Below are 17155 nucleotides of genomic sequence, written 5' to 3'. Positions count from 1 at the left end.
TCGTGCAAGTACTCAAGCAATGCTGCAACCTCCTAGAACAGAAAAAATTGACCATTGCCTTTATCGAAAGTGCCAGTTCAGGTTATCTATCCAGTCAATTTTCGATTTATAAACATAGCGGAGCTGACATTTTACTCGGTGGACTGGTGAGTTATGACCCCAGTATCAAATGTGAAATTTTAAAGATTGATCCTGCACTTATTCAGCAGTATACAGCAGAGTCGATTGAAGTCACTGAAGCTATGGCGCTTTACGGTCATCGACTATTTCGTTATGCCGATATTATTGTCTCGTGTACAGGGCTGCTCAAACCTGGTGGAAGTGCGACGCCTGAAAAACCTGAAGGCACCTTTTATATTGCCATTCATTATCAAAACAGTTTAAGCACTTACCATTATTTACTACTAGGCAGTGCGCTTGAGCGACTTGATCAACTTACGAAAAACGTCGCTCAAATGGTCATTGAACGTGTTCAAAATGCTTAAATCTTTACACTAAATTTGATTTTTCTACATTTAGAGCCTTTAAACTGAACCATAATCAATAAAAATGTGGAGCGCCTCATGATGATGAAAATAATCCATCCTCTACTTTTCAGCACCTTACTTTTTTCAAGCCACAGTTTTGCAACTGTAGGGGGACCACAAAATATTGAAGTTTTAGGTCTTGACCAAGCTGATCAAAAAATTTATGTGATGCGACATTATTTAGATGGTCGTGGTCGTTTGCCACAATTGTATTATTATCAACTCAACAGCAAAACACCCTCCAAGCTGATTGAAGTAAAGTCTTTATATATCAATCCAAAAACTCAAAAAATTGACTATGATCAAGACAGCCAGAAGTTTGACCGTGACATTGCAAAAATAAAAAAACAACTCAAAGCTTTAACGCCAATTCCACCCAAGCAGGTTAAAATTCAAGTCATCAGTAAAAAGACTTCAAAAGAACCCTCTTGGTATGACCCTAAAGTCTCCATCCCGAAGTTTAGCTATCAATATCAAGTGAAATACAACAATTTGAAAAGTCCCATACACAAGGCGGTAGACTATAAAAATGGGCTGCGCATTTCGCAAAGCTATAAAGTTCCTAATCAACAAAAAACGTTGGTGACTGTTCAATATCTCGGGATTCCTTTTGAAACAGGTTATAACATTGAAGATCCTGTTTTATTGATGCCTAAAAAATAAAGCCTCAGAAGAGGTAATGACAGTCAGTGAAGAAACTGACTGGGATTTTATTTTAAAATTCATGATGTTATTCGATACACGGAAACGTCATCCGCAACTGTTCGAGGCAAAACTATTTTAAAAAAGTAAGTTTTCTGCGATTAATTAATCAATAAAATGGATTTGGCGAGTTTTGCGGATGACAAATGCTTTTGATTACTTTGGGCTTATCCAAAGTAATAGATGAACTCCAAGTATATGATTTAAAAATATAAGACGCCGTCGTGCATAACTAAAAAGCTAAGGGCTTTACTTCTAAAACCCTTTACTGACTGGCACTATTCCGAAGAGGCTTTTTTATAATATATCAGAGCTTTATATTAAACCGCTGAACGTTCTTCAATTGGCGCCACTTTACGCAGTTCAGGCCCTGTATAGTCCGCACTTGGGCGAATAATACGGTTGTCCGCACGTTGTTCCATCACATGCGCTGCCCAACCTGTCACACGGCTCATCACGAAGATGGGTGTGAAGAGTTTGGTCGCAATATCCATGAAGTGGTAAGCCGATGCATGGAAGAAGTCTGCGTTACAGAATAATTTCTTTTCACGCCACATCACTTCTTCACAACGTACTGATACTGGGTACAGGACCGTGTCACCGACATCTTTCGCTAAGCGCTCTGACCAAATTTTGATGATGCCATTACGTGGGTCGTTGTCTTTGTAGATTGCATGTCCAAAGCCCATGATCTTTTCTTTACGTTCTAATTTGCCCAGCATTTCTCGCTCAGCTTCTTCAGGGGACGTCCAGTTCTCAATCATTTCCATCGCAGCTTCGTTTGCTCCACCGTGTAATGGACCACGCAGTGAACCAATTGCACCAGTAATACATGAATGCATATCGGATAAGGTGGATGCGCATATCAGTGTTGAAATTGCATTACTGTCTTCTACAGCAGCTATTATGTCTGCCGTTTCCCCTGAAAAAGCAACCGCAGCTGGAGCTATTGAGGGTATGGCTTATGAGCTCGGGGCTGGTTTGGGAGTTGCTATTTTTGGATTGTTACTTTCATTATTCTATGCCCAAGCTATTGTTTTACCAGAGATGCTACCTGCAAATATGCTTACTGAGGCAAGCTCTTCAATTGGTGAAGCGATCTCACTGCTTCGACATTTGGACCCAGCGTTGATGCAAGAGCTTAAACAAGCAGCTTCAGACGCTTTTATTCATTCACAGGCTTTGTTGCACAAACCTATCTCTAAAGGCTTATTCCACAATATAATTCTCAAATGAATAAGCCCACACCTAAAATCTATCGTACAACCAATTGGTCTTCTTATAACAGTGCATTAATAAATCGAGGAAATCTCTCAATTTGGTTTGATCCCAAGACGCAATGGTACGCTCAACCCAAAGGTAAACATGGTCGAAATCAAACTTATTCAGATACAGCCATCCAATGCTGTTTAATGATCAAATCCTTATTTCGTCTTTCTTTACGCATGGTCACTGGCTTTGTGCAAAGTCTCATTCATCTTTGTAGATTAGATTGGACAGCACCAGACTATTCCACCATCTGCAGAAGACAAAAGCATATTGATATTGCAATTAACTATCAAAAAAGCAGTAATGGTCTCCAGCTACTCGTCGATTCTACTGGCTTAAAGTTTCTAGGCGAAGGTGAATGGAAGCGTAAGAAACACCAACCTGAATATCGTCGCCAATGGCGTAAACTTCATATTGGTATAGATGCTGAAACCCTTCAAATACGCGCTATTCAACTCACTACAAATAATGTGAGTGATTCACAAGTGCTTGGTGATTTACTCGATCAGATTCCACAAGATGAGCAGATTGACTCTGTCTATACTGATGGGGCTTATGACACCAAGCAATGCCGTCAAGTAATTGCAGACCGACAAGCACATGCGGTGATTCCGCCAAGAAAAAATGCGAAACCTTGTAAAGATACAAAGACCAGCTCGCTAGAGCGAAATGAATTACTTCGAACAGTTAAACGTTTAGGAAGAACAATATGGAAAAATTGGTCAGGCTATCATCGGCGAAGTTTGGTTGAAACTAAGATGCATTGCATCAAATTATTAGGCGATAAACTCCGTGCGAGAAACTTTCAAAGCCAAGTCAATGAGATTCATGCACGTGTGGCCGTATTAAATAAATTTACAGATTTAGGCCGACCTCACACCCAAGTTGCCACTTAAATTTAGATAACTTGGAAGAAGTTTAGCTTTTGAATGTTTGTGCAACAAAGCCGAAAGAAATGAATAACTTAAAAAATTCATTGCTAATCATATAAAAATGCCTGAAATAGCATTTGAGATGAGGCGAACATTAAAGGTTAAAGAAGCTGACGCACTGGAGCACGGTGGCCCTCTCAATGAAATTTAAAAGTGTTAGAGCCTAAAAAAAGTTGTAAAAATAGGCTAAATTACATAAAAAACTGAAATATCCATTTCTATCTGCTATTTAGAAAGCAATTGATATATATAAATTTTATGTATTATATGCAGCAATTATGAAGTAAAATTACAATTGAGTAAGAACTCACCATTGAATAAACAGAACAAACCCCTATAAAGTAATAGCGTGACTACATACAATGTTACAAACTGAGGAAATTCTCATGAAAAAGTTGACTGTAGCGGTTTTTGCCAGTCTTGCAACATTAATCGGGGCGCAAAGTTTTGCGGCATCACCTGAGCAAGAGTGTCAAAAATTAAAAGATGATCATGATGTCATTTATGCATCTAAAGGTTTCTGTTTTAAGGACCCTGAAGCGAAAGCAAAATTTGGCAATGATAATTGCTACACCACTAAACCGAAATTCTCTGAAAAAGAGCAACAACGTCTTGACGCCATTAAAGAACGTCAAAAAGAATTGAACTGTAAGTAAATCAGTTTAAGCGAAACTTAAGGAATAGACATGGCTTACGATGAGCAAAACATTTTTGCACGGATTTTACGTGGTGAACTTCCAGCCATTAAAGTATATGAAGATGACCAAGTTCTTGCATTCATGGATATTATGCCTCAAGCAGACGGTCATACTTTAGTCATACCCAAAACACCTGCGGTGACTTTACTCGACCTCCCTGCCGATACTGCTGCCTACACCATTCAAGTGGTACAAAAAGTAGCAAAAGCCATTGAAGTCGGTTTGGATGCCAAAGGCATTGTGCTCATGCAATTGTCTGGAGCGGCTGCTGGGCAAACCGTTCCCCATGTACATTTCCACCTCATTCCGAGTTCGGTACATGAGCTAGGTAAGCATGCGTTACAAATGGGTGATCAAGAAAAAATCAAAGCACAAGCAGAAAAAATTCGCGCTGCTTTGTAATTCCATCCATTCAATCAAGGAGCTTCGGCTCCTTTTTTTATTTAAATACAATTAAAATACTTAAAAATAAATCACAATTATTAGACCTCTTGCGAAAGTATATTTTTATCTAATTTTTGAATTGGCTAAAACCTCATAAAATATAGCTTTCGGGTGCTTAAAACGTGACTAACGCAAGACGTCTATTTATTACATTTTATTACCCGTCATCAAATTGTAATTTTTTCTTCACTTCAATGTCACAAAGTTTGCAGATACTGCTTAGCAAGTTGGTGAGCTTGTGTAACTTTTTGTACACAAGCTAACTAAATAAGAAAGCAAGGCGAATGCCATTTTTAAAAGTGTTTTGGAGAAATCTTGATGAAAAAATTGCTTCTAGCAGCTACTGTTGCAGCAATGGGTGTAAGCGCAGCACAAGCAGCACCAACTTTATATGGTAAGATCAATCTATCAGTTGATCAAATTCAAAATAATGATTTTGAAAAAGATGAAGATTTCACTGAACTAAATTCTAACGCTTCTCGTATTGGGGTTAAAGGCGAAGAAAAATTAACTGACAATGTGTCAGCAGTTTATGTGGCTGAATGGGAAATCAGTGCAGATGGTGATGAAAGTGATGCTCAAACTTTCAAAAAACGTAATCTTTTTGGTGGTTTAAAGTTTACAAATGTAGGTACTTTAAAAGCTGGTTTTTTTGACTCTTATTTCAAAGATGCTGCTGGAAAATATCAAGATATCTTTAATGATCACACCCTTGATATCACAAACACGATGTATGGTGAAGATCGTCTTAAAAACTCTATCGGGTTTGAAACAGACAAGAAAATGCTAGGTGGTTTACAATTTAATATCCTCGCGCAACAAGGTGAAGATGCAACTAAAGACTATGCCACATCTGGTCAAAAAGGAAAACGTGATGGGTTTGGTGATTCCATCTCTACTTCTTTAACTTATGAAAATAAAGAGGTTGGTGTTGCTCTTGCACTAGCTGGTAACTTTGGCGTTCAAGGTAAATACGCTGGATTAGATGATAAAAAACTATATTCAGATGCTGTACGCGTAACTGGTTCTTACGATTTTAGTAAAATCGGCGCAAATGGTCTAGTGTTAGGTGCTCTTTATCAACAAGCTGAACCTACTGATGATATTAATGGCTTAGAAGGTCTTGAAGAGAAAGCATGGTTAATTAGCTCAACATATAAAGTTGGCAACACACCATGGGTTGTTAAAGCTCAATACCAAACTGCTGAAACTACAGCTGATGCATTTAATGATATCACCATTGACCAATATGGTATCGGTGTTGACTACAACTTAAATAAACAAACTCGTTTCTACGGTGTGCTTGCACAACAGAAACTTGATATTACTGGTGTAGATCTTGAAGAAGATAACAAAACAGTATTTGGTTTAGGAATGGAATATAACTTCTAATCTTAAGATTAAAGTGAATTCTAAAAATAAAAGGGCTTATGCCCTTTTATTTTTTCTTAAATTTAGCGTTTTAAGAAGCCGGAAACTAAATTCAATACCTGTTGAATATCCGCGTTGGCTTCTTGAGGATTAGTTTGTCCTGCTTGCGGGGTAAGTGAATCAATAATTTGCGGTAACACTTGTGAAATAGCACTATATACATCTTGTTTAGGTGCATTCGCTTGCTCTGCAACTTGCTCCACCGCGGCATCATCAAACAAGTTTTGCACTTGTTCTGGATTTACACTGGCATTCTCCCCTGGTCCTGTTGAAACCCAGTCTTCAACCTGACTACTTAAACCCTGCCCTTTGAGTTTATCTAAAGCTGCCTGCAAACCACCTTGCTGTTGAATCCATGCCAAAATCAAAGGCAATACCGCAATCAATAAACTTTTTCCACCGCCTGCGAATCCTGAATTCTGCGAGTTTGGCGCCTGCTGCGACTGCCCACCAGTCAAACCACCCAACACCGAGCCTAAAATATCACCCAGACCACCCTGTTGTGTTTGGCTCGTACCACCCGCTCCGAGTTGCCCAAGCACCGAACCCAAAATCCCACCCAAACCACTTTGCTGATTTGGCTGTTGCTGACCGCCCATGGCCTGCTTTGCCAAAATTTCTATAATATTATTAAGGTTCGTCATCACTTTATCCCGTCTAGGTTTTTAAACAGCATACGATGTTTAAAAAAACCCTATAGAGATAAATTGTTAATTTTTGCTATAAATGGAAAAATACAGTCGCAGTCGAATCACCAACGGAATTTATTCCAGTTTTCAGGATTCGCCCAAAATTTTGAATTGAACCAGTCAGGCACATGCTTATAGGTCAAAATATTAAATTGCCATAAAGCAAAGTTTTTACCATGCGTCGTTTTATCGATTAGCTGCGTAAAACCTAAAGCACGAAGCAGTTGTTCATCCTGCAATTGACTCACCACCACAATACGCTTTGCCATCAAATCTCTTAAACGCACCAATAGTTGTGATTTTTGTTGTGAGCTTATATTTTGCATTTCTGCCGTGTCAAAAAACACAAAACCTAAATCATAGCGCTGGGTAAAAGGCAGACTTAAAAAGTCAGATACGCTAAAATATTGCCATTGAATAGATTGATGATGATTTGGGCTGAGATCCTGCCCAATGCACAATGCAGTTGAAATAGGCTGTTCTTGAGATAAATCGTCTAGCATAGAAGTAATGACGTTCAGTTCAGCCATAACCGCATCCTTAATATTGAGTGAGTAATTCTGTATGGAACTTCAAGGCATTTGCCATAAAATGCATGCAGGTCTTAAGGACCTTAGTGTAACTGATCAACATACACACAAGGCAAATGTTGAATATAAATTTATCCTAGATCGTTCAGAAGTTGACCTTCCTTTTAACTTGGGTCAAGAAATTGAGATTGAATGGACTGGTAAAATCTTCTGTGTTTCATGTGGTACGAAAACCTCTAAATCGTTTTCACAAGGCCATTGCTTCAAGTGCTTTAAAACCAAAGCTTCTTGTGACATGTGTATTATGAAACCTGAAACTTGTCACTACCACTTAGGCACCTGCCGAGAGGACAGCTTCGCGCATGAAGTTTGTTTCCAGCCACATATTGTTTATTTAGCCAACTCAAGTGCCCTAAAAGTTGGGATTACACGGATTAGCCAAATGCCAACCCGTTGGCTCGATCAAGGTGCAACCCAAGCCCTTCCAATTATGAAAGTCGGTTCGCGTCGTCTTTCAGGCCAGCTCGAAATTATGTTTGGCACACAAGTGGCAGACAAAACCGATTGGCGCAAATTACTCAAAGGCGAAGCTGAACCACTCGACTTGATTGAAGTTCGCGAACAACTCATTGAAGAGTTTGCACCTAAAATCCAAACCATTCGTGAGGAATTTAGTCAAAATCTTGAATTCAATGAAACGGTTGAGCTTTTGGAAACTGAACTGCCACGCGAGTTTGTTTATCCAGTTGAGCAATATCCTGAGAAAATTAAATCCCACAATCTGGATAAAACCCCAGTTATTCGCGGTAAGTTACAAGGGATTAAAGGTCAGTACCTGATTTTAGATACAGGCGTGATTAATATTCGCAAATATTCAGGTTATGAACTCAAAATTCGTGCCTAAGCCTGTTTATCCTTAAATAAAATTTGTTTATCTACACACATAAAAAAACCTGCACGAATGCAGGTTTTTTTATGTCATACGATTATTTAATTTTTGCATGTGCTTTTAAGTATTGCACATAATCTTCAGCTTCTTGCTGACCACGAAGTTGTTGATATAACTTCGAAAGCTCAGCCAATTGCTCATCCGTCAACGCACTAGACGTCGTCTTGTTTACGTTTGATACCGCTACCACCACCATTTCTGTTGGCAATAATGCTGTTGTTACAGACCACTGTCCTGCTTTTGGTGCCGCTTGGCTAAACACCGCACGCTCAACTGCACGTGGTAAGCCTTGTGAACGAATAAACACTTGCGGTGGAGTAAAGGTCAAACCGCTCTTGGCAACAACAGATACTGCTGGTTGAGTTTTAAAGTCTTTTAAACTTTGAGCAATTTTGGCTTTAGCAGCATCATAAGCTTTTTGTTCAACCAATTTTGCTTTCACACGTGGTGTTGCTTCTTGAAGCGTTTGGACACCTGCCGCATGATAATCACGTACTTTTGCCCAAACCACATCCCCATTCGGAAGTTGAATGCTGCTGGTCACGTTACGATCACCGTTTTTAACGTCATCGTTAAACAGTTTCACTTTTACCGCAGCATTACTTAATACAGGATGCTGTGTAGATAAGGTCATGCCTTTTACAGTTTGAACTTGTACACCTTTAACTTCTTGAGACACCACATCTAAAGCATCTGAGTCTACAACCAGTTCATTTAAACTGTTTACAGTATCAGAGAATGCATTGGCTGTTTTATTCTTTTGAACTTCCGCCGTCAAACGTGCTTTTTCATTTTCAAAAGATGGCAACTTCACAGCTGGCGCATCAGTTTCAATGACATGGTAACCAAATTCAGTTTTTACAGGCGCTGACACTTGACCTGATTTAAGTGATGCTACAGCTTGGTCAAAAGCATCACCAAAAGTGCCTTTGTTATAAACTGCTAAAGCACCACCATTCGCTTTAGATGCAGTATCTTCAGAGTATTGAGCCGCAGCTGCAGCAAAGCTTGTGCCTGCTTTAATTTTTGCCACAACTTCTTCTGCACGTTTTTTCGCTTCAGCATCTGTACGTGCATCCGTCGTAATCAGAATATGTTTAACCAAAGGCGCAACATTATCTTTTTGTGCTTCAACAAACTGTGTATAGGCTTGCTGCAACTCCGCATCTGTGACAGGTGAAGCAGCTGCAGGAACATTGGCTGGTGCTAACAATACATAGTCAACATCCACACTTGCCACTTGTTTAAACATTGCTGGGTGTTGCTTGTAATAGTTTTCAATCTCTTGTGCTGAAACCTTGACGTTCTTTTTATATTCATCAAGATTTACATTGGCAAACTGCAAAGTACGCTGTTCTGTTTGTAAGTTAGCAATTTGTTGAATATCTAGTTTACTCACCAATGCATAATCAACAAAAGTCGAACGCATCATTTTTAATGCATGGTCTTGACGTAAGTTTGCAACGAGCGCATCACTACTCATACCCACAGACTGTAAATAGCTTGAATAACGCGTTTCTGAAAATTTTCCATTTTCTTGAAAACTTGGCTGTTGAGCAATCATCTGTTCAATTTGAGTATCACTGAGTGAAATGCCCAGCTTTTCAGCCTGTTGCAATAACAAAGTATTTGCGATCAGTTGATCCATCGCTTTATCTTTAATAAAGCTTTGGTTGAGTAAAGTTTCATCCCCATTGGCATAAGCTAAGAATTGTTCTTTAAAGGAAGCGGTTAAGGTCTCTAATTCCTTTTCAGAAATATCTTGGCCATTGACTGATTTCACAGCGTCTTTTGATCCGCTACTAAAATATCCTTCAATACCTACAAGTGCTAAAGGGGTCAAAAACAAAATGAGCAAAGCCTTGCCCAACCAACCCTTAATAACTTTACGAAAAGATTCCATAAGTATTCCAATATTTTATTTGCCCGAGATTTTAACTGAAAAGCAGCAATGAATGAATGTGTTATCGACACATTTTCTAATGTTTAATAAAAAACGCGCCGAAAAGGCGCGTTTAGTATTTATTTAAAAGATTAAGCAACAGAATCTTTTAAACCTTTACCAGCTTTGAAGCTTGGTACTTTGCTTGCTTTAATTTCTAAAGTAGCACCAGTTTGTGGGTTACGGCCAGTACGTGCAGCACGTTCTTTCACGTTGAAAGTACCAAAACCAACAAGTGTAACTGTATCACCAGACTTAAGCGCTTCAGTGATTGAAGCAATTGTAGCGTCTAAGGCCTTACCAGCATCAGTCTTAGACAATCCCCCTTTCTCTGCAATTGCATCAATTAATTCTGATTTATTCATGTGGATCGCGTCCTCTTAATATCGTTTATTTAAGGTCCAAAAATTTAGTATAAATTACCGTAACGCCTTTATAGCAATGCTTTAGGTGAAAACGCAATACTCTGTATATGCTTTTTTGGAAAATAAATCACAAAAAAACGTTGAAAAAGGTACAAAAGCACAACCAGATCACTTTTTATTCACTTTTTCGTTTAACTTCTTATTTTCTTCAATCAAAACATCGATTTTATCATTCAGTTGAAGAATCAGGTTTTCTAAGTACTGAATGTCTTTAACCGTGACCAATCCAATCCTGTTTAAGGAGTGATTTACCCCACGATCTACAATCTTCTCAACCTTGTCTTTAGTATCCGTCACCGATTCACGCGCTTTTTCAGATACCTTTTCAACCGTTTGGTCAGCAATTTCAGTGGTTTTAGATTCTAACTCTTCGCCGACTTGGACCAAGGAGTCAAATAATTTATTCCCCTCTTCCTCTGCACGTGAAAAAGCACCCAAACCGGCTAACCAGATTTGCTTGGTATACTTTCTAAAATCCAAACTATTTTTACGGTGAAAATGATGCTTAGTTTTTGTTTTTTTTAGTGTTTCATCTTCTTGCGAAATATCATCTAACTCTATATCTGCTTTTTCCATTAGCACCATCTCCTGCATGATTTATGTGCAAAAACATCCAAAAAATCTTATAGATTGCACTATACTAGCAAATATTAGACTTGATCGATTTGTAAAACTGTTCTACAAAGCATCTTTATTACATTTTTATTTTTAAGTCTGAAGTTTTTTCGAGCAGGATGCTCATTTCAGGTCAGGATTTAGGTTACTACTTATGAGTGATTCTCAAAAAGAACACAATCAAACACATATGCTACTCACTATGGTGATGATTGTTCTTGAGACGATCTTTTCTCTTATTTTAAAACACGACCGTGTGGTTGCACTTCACTGTAAAAAGTTTGTTGAGCAAAATATTGCGATTAAAATAAATAGCTACCTGCCTTATTTCGACTTCTATATCACCTTTACCGCTCGAGGTGTTTTATTTGACGCCAAAGCCCCCGAAAAACCAGTCGACTTAGATGTACGCACCACATTGATGGATTTAATTAAAATTTTCGTCTTTGGAAACCGTCGTAGTATTAAAACCATGCGTATTGATGGTGATATCACCTTAAAAGATGAGTTCCGAGATTTAATTTTACATTTTAGTGCACCTAAAGTTCTTGCCGATTGGAAAAACTGGTTAACTGAACCAACTGATCCGCAAAATGTGGTTGCATCTAAAAAGCGCATTGCACCACTTTTAGAGAAAATTGAAGAACAACGTTCTAAAATCAACACTCTACAGGTTGAAGTGAAACAATACAAAAATCGTATCCGCCGTATCGAGCAACGTCAAAAACGTATAAATGTCACATTTTTTGTGTTTTCTATACTTTTGATTAGCTTATTGGTATATAATATTTGGCTTGCATAACTACATAATATTTCAAGCAAATTAAATACGCACAATCCCTATTAAAAAAACTTGACTATTTTAGTCAGGATTCTTAAAATCGGCACATCTAGTCTAATCATGTGTATCGAATCATGCGCTTAACAACTCGCGGACGCTACGCAGTGACTGCTCTACTTGATTTAGCTTTGCAGCCAACTGAACAAACGATCACGCTTGCAGAAATTGCAGCTCGTCAAACTATCTCTGTTGCTTATCTTGAACAGTTATTTGCGAAATTAAAGCGCCACGGCTTAGTTTCTAGTATTCGTGGTGCCAACGGTGGTTACCACTTAGCTCGTCGCGCTGATGAAATCACGGTATTAGCAGTTATTGAAGCTGTAAACGAAACAGTTGATGCCACTCGCTGTGACCACAAAGGCAACTGCCAAAATGGCGCAATGTGCTTAACTCACGATTTATGGCAAGAACTCTCCCATCACATTGCCGACTATCTCGCTAAAATCACTCTTGCTGACCTTGTAGCACGTGACAACGTTCAAAAAGTTGCCATTCGCCAAAATACAGCACCTTCAGATTCAGCCCTTTTATCGGTAACAGGTATTTGACATGAAACGTCCAATTTATCTTGATTATGCAGCAACAACTCCTGTAGACCCGCAAGTCGCTGAACGCATGATGGAATGTCTGACATTTGACGGCACATTTGGCAACCCAGCATCTCGTTCTCATGCTTACGGTTGGCAGGCAGAAGAAAAAGTAGAATATGCACGTGAACAAGTTGCGAACTTGATCAAAGCAGATCCACGCGAAATCGTTTGGACTTCAGGTGCAACTGAATCAGATAACTTAGCTCTTAAAGGCGTAGCACAATTCTATGCGTCTAAAGGCAAGCACATTATTACAAGTAAAATTGAACACAAAGCTATTTTAGACACTTGCCGTGAGCTTGAGTCTGAAGGTTTTGAAATCACTTACCTTGAGCCACTTCCAAACACGGGTCTAATTACCCCTGAAATGGTTGAAGCAGCTATTCGTCCAGACACTATTCTTGTTTCACTTATGATGGTAAACAACGAAATTGGTTCTGTGACCGATGTTGCGGCAATTGGTGAAATTACTCGTGCACACAAGATCTTCTTCCATGTCGATGCGGCGCAAGCTGCAGGTAAAGTTGAAATTGACCTTTCAACCATGAAAGTTGACCTTATGAGCTTCTCTGCTCATAAAATTTATGGCCCTAAAGGTATTGGCGCACTCTATGTACGTCGTACTCCACGTGTTCGTTTAAAAGCGCAAATGCATGGTGGTGGTCATGAACGCGGTATGCGTTCTGGTACACTTGCAACACACCAAATCGTTGGTATGGGTGAAGCATTTGAACTTGCAGGTAAAAACTTAGCTTCTGAACAAGCACGCATTCGCGTACTTCGTGACAAGCTTTGGAATGGCTTACAAGACTTAGAACAAATTTTCTTAAACGGCCACCCAACACAAAACGTTGCGAACTACTTAAACGTAAGTTTCAACTTTGTTGAAGGTGAATCGTTAATGATGTCGCTGAAAGACGCTGCTGTATCTTCGGGTTCAGCTTGTACTTCAGCAACATTAGAACCTTCTTATGTATTACGTGCACTAGGTTTGTCTGACGAACTTGCGCACAGTTCAATTCGTTTCAGTTTTGGTAAATACACCACTGAAGCAGACATTGACCATGTACTTACAGTGACGCGTTCTGCGGTCGAGAAACTTCGTGAACTTTCTCCACTTTGGGACATGTACAAAGACGGTATCGACCTTTCTACAGTTGAGTGGGCTGAACACTAATTTTTCCTATTGAAGTCATCCACATACTGGATGGCTTCATTGAAAAATCAAGTTTTGACCCCATATTTAATATTAACGCTGACCCCGAGGTTTGGAGACGCATCATGGCTTATAGTGAAAAAGTAATTGACCATTACGAAAACCCTCGTAATGTAGGTGTATTAGACAAAAATGCTGAAAACGTAGGTACAGGTATGGTCGGAGCACCTGCATGTGGCGACGTTATGCGTTTACAGATTCAAGTAGATGACAACGGTGTGATTGAAGAAGCACGTTTCAAAACTTATGGTTGTGGCTCTGCTATTGCATCAAGCTCTTTAGTGACTGAATGGCTAAAAGGCAAAACTTTAGATCAAGCTCAAGCGATCAAAAACATTGATATCGCAACTGAACTTGCTCTTCCTCCAGTAAAAGTACACTGTTCTGTACTGGCTGAAGATGCTATTAAAGCTGCTGTTGAAGACTACCGCAGCAAAAAATCTAAAGCTTAATTGCTTCGCATTTTAAAGAAAGATTAGGGAGTTTTCATGATCAACTTAACTGAAAATGCTGCAACTCATATCAGCAATTATTTAAAAAATCGCGGTAAGGGTGAAGGTATTCGCGTTGGCGTGAAAACTTCAGGCTGTTCTGGTTTGGCTTATGTGCTTGAATTTGTCGATTCAATTGATGCACATGACACCACCTTTGAGCAGTTTGGGGTGAAAGTATTTGTAGACCCAAAAAGCTTGGTTTATCTCGATGGTATGGAGATGGACTACGTAAAAAATGGTTTAAACGAAGGCTTTGAGTTTAACAACCCAAACAAAAAAGGCGAATGTGGCTGTGGTGAATCTTTCACCGTATAACAGTTCATTAACTTGCTTTTCAACATTAAAACAGTGTGTATCACACTGTTTTAATTGCATTTACATAGAGTGTTTTTGCTTTCGCAATGACCCCCCAATTTAGCGCGGAATCCCTCTCCTATGAATCATTTTGAGTTGTTTAACCTCCCAGTAGCACTCGATATTGATTTAGCAACCTTAAAATCAGAATTTTTAAAGTTGCAGCAACAATATCACCCAGATAAAGCTCTCGATAAAGATCAAGCCCTCATAAAATCAAGTGAGATCAATCAAGCATTTAAAGTTTTATCTCAGGTTGATAGCCGTGCAGGATATTTATTAGGATTAAAAAAACAAGATTATCATCTTGATCAATCCATCAATGATTTTGAATTTCTCCAGTCTGCCTTAGAAATCCGTGAACAACTTGATGAAGCACGTTCAGCAGATGAATTACAATCACTCAAATTAGACGTTCAACAATGGATTGATGGTTTAGTCCGCGAATTCAAAATTGATTTTGAAGAGGAAGATTGGGCCGAGGCACGTGATGATGTCCGCAAACTTCGCTTCTTTGTAAAAGTCATGCATGACATAGATAAAGCTGAAGATCGTTTTGAAGATGACGATAGCTTTGATTTAGATGATGAATTTTAACTTATTTTTAATTTTTGACGCTCAAAGGATGTAACACATGGCTCTCTTGCAAATTGCAGAACCTGGACAATCAAGTGCGCCACATGAACACCGTATTGCCATTGGTATCGACTTAGGTACAACTCACTCTCTAGTTGCAACTGTACTTTCAGGCAAAGCAAAGGTTTTGCATGATGAACAAGGTCGTGTCTTACTCCCATCGATCGCGCATTATGGTGTAAACCAAACCCAATATGGCGACGAAGCGAAACCATTTTTGACTGCTGATCCTAAAAACACCATCGTTTCAGTCAAACGTTTTATGGGACGCTCGAAAGCCGACATTAAGTTTCAACACCCCTACACTTTAGTGGGTGAAGATAATCAAATGCCTGCTTTTGAAACTGCTCAGGGCCGCAAAACCCCTGTTGAAGTGTCCGCTGAAATTTTAAAGCAACTAAAAGATCGTGCTGAAGCGAGCTTAAAAAATGAAGTCAATGGTGCAGTGATTACCGTTCCTGCATACTTCGATGAGGCTCAGCGTCAAGCAACACGCGATGCCGCACAACTTGCGGGTTTAAACGTATTGCGTCTTTTAAATGAGCCTACTGCTGCTGCGGTTGCGTATGGTCTCGACCAAGAAACCAATCTTGCGCATGATCACAACTATGTGATTTATGACTTGGGTGGCGGTACCTTTGACGTTTCAATTTTACGCTTTTCACAAGGCGTGTTTGAAGTGTTAGCGACGGGTGGTCACACTGCATTAGGTGGTGATGACCTTGACCGTTTAATCGTAAAATGGGCGAAAAAAGAACTCAATATTGAGCAGTTCGATGATACTGAATATGCACACGTTTTAGTTGCTGCACGTAAAGCCAAAGAAGCTTTAACCGATGCAGAAAGCGTTCATTTACAAGTCCTAGAGCACAGCTTAACGCTTGATCGTGCGACATTTGAAGGCATTATCAAAGTTGCTTTAGATAAAACAATTAGTGTGTGTAAACGCGTCCTCCGTGATGCGAAGCTTGAACTCAGCGACATTCAAAACGTGGTTTTGGTCGGTGGCTCAACTCGCTCTTATGCTGTACAAAACGCTGTACGCGATGTATTCGCTCAAGAGCCATTGTGTACCATCAACCCAGACGAAGTTGTTGCTATCGGTGCATCGATTACAGCCAATCAGCTGATTGGAAACACAGCCGATGGCGCATTACTGCTTGATGTAACTCCGCTTTCTCTTGGTCTAGAAACCATGGGTGGCTTGGTTGAACGTCTTATTTCACGTAATACCGCAATCCCAGTTGCACGTCGCCAAGAGTTCACCACCTACCAAGATGGCCAAACCGCGATGCTGATTCATGTGGTTCAAGGTGAGCGTGATTTGGTTGAGCATTGCCGCAGCTTAGGTCGTTTTGTCCTTCGCGGTATTCCACCAATGACTGCGGGTCAAGCACGCATTGAAGTGACCTTCCAAGTGGATGCCGATGGCCTACTGACGGTTTCAGCTAAAGAAACAACCTCTGGCGTACATGCACAAATTGACATCAAACCATCATATGGTTTGGCTGATAGCGACATGGAACGCTTACTGCTTGATGGTTATAAGTTTGCTGAAGAAGATAAAAATCTTCGTCACTTACAAGAAACCAAAGTTGAAGCAAAACGCGAACTCGAAGCTTTAGAGCAAGCCCTAAAAGTGGATGCTCACCTACTCACGAATGAACAACTAGTTGCATTAAATGCGGCCAAAACCTCATTAGAAGCAACACTTGAAACAACAGAAATCAAAGCAATTGAATCTGCTGTTGAACAGCTTAAAATACACAGTGATGCTTTTGCAGCAGCACGTATGAATCAGCATATCGATGCAGCGCTGAAAGGCACAAAACTCGACGACTGGTCAAACTCAAACTAATTTATAGGTAAAG

Annotated in this window: 19 protein-coding genes and 2 pseudogenes; 15 read left to right on the top strand and 6 right to left on the bottom strand. The window is 39.6% G+C overall.

Going from position 1 to position 17155, the window contains the following annotated elements:
* Positions 1-2 precede the first annotated feature (2 nt).
* On the top strand, positions 3-485 hold the full coding sequence (locus tag AC4CU2_RS07820) for a CinA family protein (RefSeq protein ID WP_490768576.1): 483 nt from the start codon (positions 3-5) through the stop codon (positions 483-485).
* A gap of 78 nt (positions 486-563) precedes the next feature.
* A complete protein-coding gene (locus AC4CU2_RS07815; protein WP_004693358.1) occupies positions 564-1190 on the top strand; it encodes a hypothetical protein in 627 nt (208 codons plus the stop codon).
* A gap of 359 nt (positions 1191-1549) precedes the next feature.
* Here the strand turns inward: AC4CU2_RS07815 and AC4CU2_RS07810 are convergent.
* Positions 1550-2095: pseudogene (locus AC4CU2_RS07810) on the bottom strand (citrate/2-methylcitrate synthase); the annotation flags it as partial.
* Between AC4CU2_RS07810 and AC4CU2_RS07805 the strand changes: the two are divergent.
* From AC4CU2_RS07805 to AC4CU2_RS07785, 5 genes and pseudogenes are all read left to right on the top strand, one after another.
* Positions 2094-2405, top strand: a pseudogene (locus AC4CU2_RS07805) (MFS transporter); the annotation flags it as partial. The pseudogenes AC4CU2_RS07810 and AC4CU2_RS07805 overlap by 2 nt on opposite strands.
* A 56-nt stretch (positions 2406-2461) precedes the next feature.
* Complete coding sequence (locus AC4CU2_RS07800) at positions 2462-3394, top strand: IS5-like element ISAha1 family transposase (RefSeq protein ID WP_234951019.1); 933 nt, start codon at positions 2462-2464, stop codon at positions 3392-3394.
* A gap of 422 nt (positions 3395-3816) precedes the next feature.
* On the top strand, positions 3817-4086 hold the full coding sequence (locus tag AC4CU2_RS07795) for a YARHG domain-containing protein (RefSeq protein ID WP_004697032.1): 270 nt from the start codon (positions 3817-3819) through the stop codon (positions 4084-4086).
* A 30-nt stretch (positions 4087-4116) separates the two neighbouring features.
* The gene (locus tag AC4CU2_RS07790; RefSeq protein WP_279043757.1) at positions 4117-4530 is read left to right on the top strand and encodes an HIT family protein; all 414 of its coding nucleotides are present in this window, start codon (positions 4117-4119) and stop codon (positions 4528-4530) included.
* 360 nt (positions 4531-4890) lie between these two features.
* Positions 4891-5964 carry a porin gene (locus tag AC4CU2_RS07785; protein WP_490768575.1) on the top strand — a complete coding sequence of 358 codons (1074 nt, stop codon included), beginning with the start codon at positions 4891-4893 and terminating at the stop codon, positions 5962-5964.
* A 62-nt stretch (positions 5965-6026) separates the two neighbouring features.
* Here AC4CU2_RS07785 and AC4CU2_RS07780 read toward each other — a convergent pair whose 3' ends face one another.
* Both AC4CU2_RS07780 and AC4CU2_RS07775 read right to left on the bottom strand, forming a co-directional pair.
* Positions 6027-6647: a YidB family protein gene (locus tag AC4CU2_RS07780; protein WP_490768574.1), complete on the bottom strand. Its 621-nt coding sequence runs from the start codon at positions 6645-6647 to the stop codon at positions 6027-6029.
* A 107-nt stretch (positions 6648-6754) separates the two neighbouring features.
* Positions 6755-7222, bottom strand: coding sequence for a DUF6231 family protein (locus AC4CU2_RS07775; protein WP_201706547.1), 468 nt, complete (start codon positions 7220-7222; stop codon positions 6755-6757).
* Positions 7223-7256: 34 nt separating this feature from the next.
* Between AC4CU2_RS07775 and AC4CU2_RS07770 the strand changes: the two genes are divergently transcribed.
* Complete coding sequence (locus tag AC4CU2_RS07770) at positions 7257-8126, top strand: DUF2797 domain-containing protein (RefSeq protein WP_062032770.1); 870 nt, start codon at positions 7257-7259, stop codon at positions 8124-8126.
* A gap of 82 nt (positions 8127-8208) precedes the next feature.
* On the opposite strand, the gene AC4CU2_RS07765 is transcribed toward AC4CU2_RS07770, so the two are convergent.
* The 3 genes from AC4CU2_RS07765 to AC4CU2_RS07755 form a co-directional block, all read right to left on the bottom strand.
* Positions 8209-10074 carry a SurA N-terminal domain-containing protein gene (locus AC4CU2_RS07765; protein WP_490768573.1) on the bottom strand — a complete coding sequence of 622 codons (1866 nt, stop codon included), beginning with the start codon at positions 10072-10074 and terminating at the stop codon, positions 8209-8211.
* A gap of 131 nt (positions 10075-10205) precedes the next feature.
* On the bottom strand, positions 10206-10478 hold the full coding sequence (locus AC4CU2_RS07760; protein ID WP_004697018.1) for an HU family DNA-binding protein: 273 nt from the start codon (positions 10476-10478) through the stop codon (positions 10206-10208).
* 168 nt (positions 10479-10646) lie between these two features.
* Entirely contained in the window at positions 10647-11114 is a 468-nt protein-coding gene (locus AC4CU2_RS07755) for a phasin family protein (protein ID WP_004984677.1), read from the bottom strand.
* A 193-nt stretch (positions 11115-11307) separates the two neighbouring features.
* On the opposite strand from AC4CU2_RS07755, the gene AC4CU2_RS07750 reads away from it, so the two are divergent.
* From AC4CU2_RS07750 to hscA, 7 genes are all read left to right on the top strand, one after another.
* Positions 11308-11955: a hypothetical protein gene (locus tag AC4CU2_RS07750; protein WP_062032765.1), complete on the top strand. Its 648-nt coding sequence runs from the start codon at positions 11308-11310 to the stop codon at positions 11953-11955.
* Between the two features lie 113 nt (positions 11956-12068).
* Positions 12069-12542, top strand: coding sequence for an Rrf2 family transcriptional regulator (locus tag AC4CU2_RS07745; protein WP_004697011.1), 474 nt, complete (start codon positions 12069-12071; stop codon positions 12540-12542).
* 1 nt (position 12543) lies between these two features.
* Positions 12544-13761 (top strand): IscS subfamily cysteine desulfurase, encoded by a 1218-nt coding sequence (locus AC4CU2_RS07740; protein ID WP_004697009.1) that lies wholly within the window; start codon positions 12544-12546, stop codon positions 13759-13761.
* A gap of 104 nt (positions 13762-13865) precedes the next feature.
* Complete coding sequence (gene iscU, locus AC4CU2_RS07735; protein ID WP_004697007.1) at positions 13866-14252, top strand: Fe-S cluster assembly scaffold IscU; 387 nt, start codon at positions 13866-13868, stop codon at positions 14250-14252.
* 36 nt (positions 14253-14288) lie between these two features.
* Entirely contained in the window at positions 14289-14609 is a 321-nt protein-coding gene (gene iscA, locus AC4CU2_RS07730) for an iron-sulfur cluster assembly protein IscA (RefSeq protein WP_004697006.1), read from the top strand.
* Positions 14610-14729: 120 nt separating this feature from the next.
* Positions 14730-15245, top strand: coding sequence for a Fe-S protein assembly co-chaperone HscB (gene hscB, locus AC4CU2_RS07725; RefSeq protein WP_004697004.1), 516 nt, complete (start codon positions 14730-14732; stop codon positions 15243-15245).
* Between the two features lie 37 nt (positions 15246-15282).
* Positions 15283-17142, top strand: coding sequence for a Fe-S protein assembly chaperone HscA (hscA, locus tag AC4CU2_RS07720; RefSeq protein ID WP_490768572.1), 1860 nt, complete (start codon positions 15283-15285; stop codon positions 17140-17142).
* Positions 17143-17155 lie beyond the last annotated feature (13 nt).

This window comes from Acinetobacter sp. 797_lipA (assembly GCF_058243025.1).
Note: the sequence above shows the minus strand (reverse complement) of the source record. Positions and strands in the feature narration are given on the sequence as shown.

What these genes read in the sequence shown, in the direction of transcription:
- AC4CU2_RS07815 (WP_004693358.1), top strand. Translation starts at nt 564, where the DNA reads ATGATGATGAAAATAATCCATCCTCTACTTTTCAGCACCTTACTTTTT.
- AC4CU2_RS07800 (WP_234951019.1), top strand. Translation starts at nt 2,462, where the DNA reads ATGAATAAGCCCACACCTAAAATCTATCGTACAACCAATTGGTCTTCT.
- AC4CU2_RS07795 (WP_004697032.1), top strand. Translation starts at nt 3,817, where the DNA reads ATGAAAAAGTTGACTGTAGCGGTTTTTGCCAGTCTTGCAACATTAATC.
- AC4CU2_RS07790 (WP_279043757.1), top strand. Translation starts at nt 4,117, where the DNA reads ATGGCTTACGATGAGCAAAACATTTTTGCACGGATTTTACGTGGTGAA.
- AC4CU2_RS07785 (WP_490768575.1), top strand. Translation starts at nt 4,891, where the DNA reads ATGAAAAAATTGCTTCTAGCAGCTACTGTTGCAGCAATGGGTGTAAGC.
- AC4CU2_RS07780 (WP_490768574.1), bottom strand. Translation starts at nt 6,647, where the DNA reads ATGACGAACCTTAATAATATTATAGAAATTTTGGCAAAGCAGGCCATG.
- AC4CU2_RS07775 (WP_201706547.1), bottom strand. Translation starts at nt 7,222, where the DNA reads ATGGCTGAACTGAACGTCATTACTTCTATGCTAGACGATTTATCTCAA.
- AC4CU2_RS07770 (WP_062032770.1), top strand. Translation starts at nt 7,257, where the DNA reads ATGGAACTTCAAGGCATTTGCCATAAAATGCATGCAGGTCTTAAGGAC.
- AC4CU2_RS07765 (WP_490768573.1), bottom strand. Translation starts at nt 10,074, where the DNA reads ATGGAATCTTTTCGTAAAGTTATTAAGGGTTGGTTGGGCAAGGCTTTG.
- AC4CU2_RS07760 (WP_004697018.1), bottom strand. Translation starts at nt 10,478, where the DNA reads ATGAATAAATCAGAATTAATTGATGCAATTGCAGAGAAAGGGGGATTG.
- AC4CU2_RS07755 (WP_004984677.1), bottom strand. Translation starts at nt 11,114, where the DNA reads ATGGAAAAAGCAGATATAGAGTTAGATGATATTTCGCAAGAAGATGAA.
- AC4CU2_RS07750 (WP_062032765.1), top strand. Translation starts at nt 11,308, where the DNA reads ATGAGTGATTCTCAAAAAGAACACAATCAAACACATATGCTACTCACT.
- AC4CU2_RS07745 (WP_004697011.1), top strand. Translation starts at nt 12,069, where the DNA reads ATGCGCTTAACAACTCGCGGACGCTACGCAGTGACTGCTCTACTTGAT.
- AC4CU2_RS07740 (WP_004697009.1), top strand. Translation starts at nt 12,544, where the DNA reads ATGAAACGTCCAATTTATCTTGATTATGCAGCAACAACTCCTGTAGAC.
- iscU (WP_004697007.1), top strand. Translation starts at nt 13,866, where the DNA reads ATGGCTTATAGTGAAAAAGTAATTGACCATTACGAAAACCCTCGTAAT.
- iscA (WP_004697006.1), top strand. Translation starts at nt 14,289, where the DNA reads ATGATCAACTTAACTGAAAATGCTGCAACTCATATCAGCAATTATTTA.
- hscB (WP_004697004.1), top strand. Translation starts at nt 14,730, where the DNA reads ATGAATCATTTTGAGTTGTTTAACCTCCCAGTAGCACTCGATATTGAT.
- hscA (WP_490768572.1), top strand. Translation starts at nt 15,283, where the DNA reads ATGGCTCTCTTGCAAATTGCAGAACCTGGACAATCAAGTGCGCCACAT.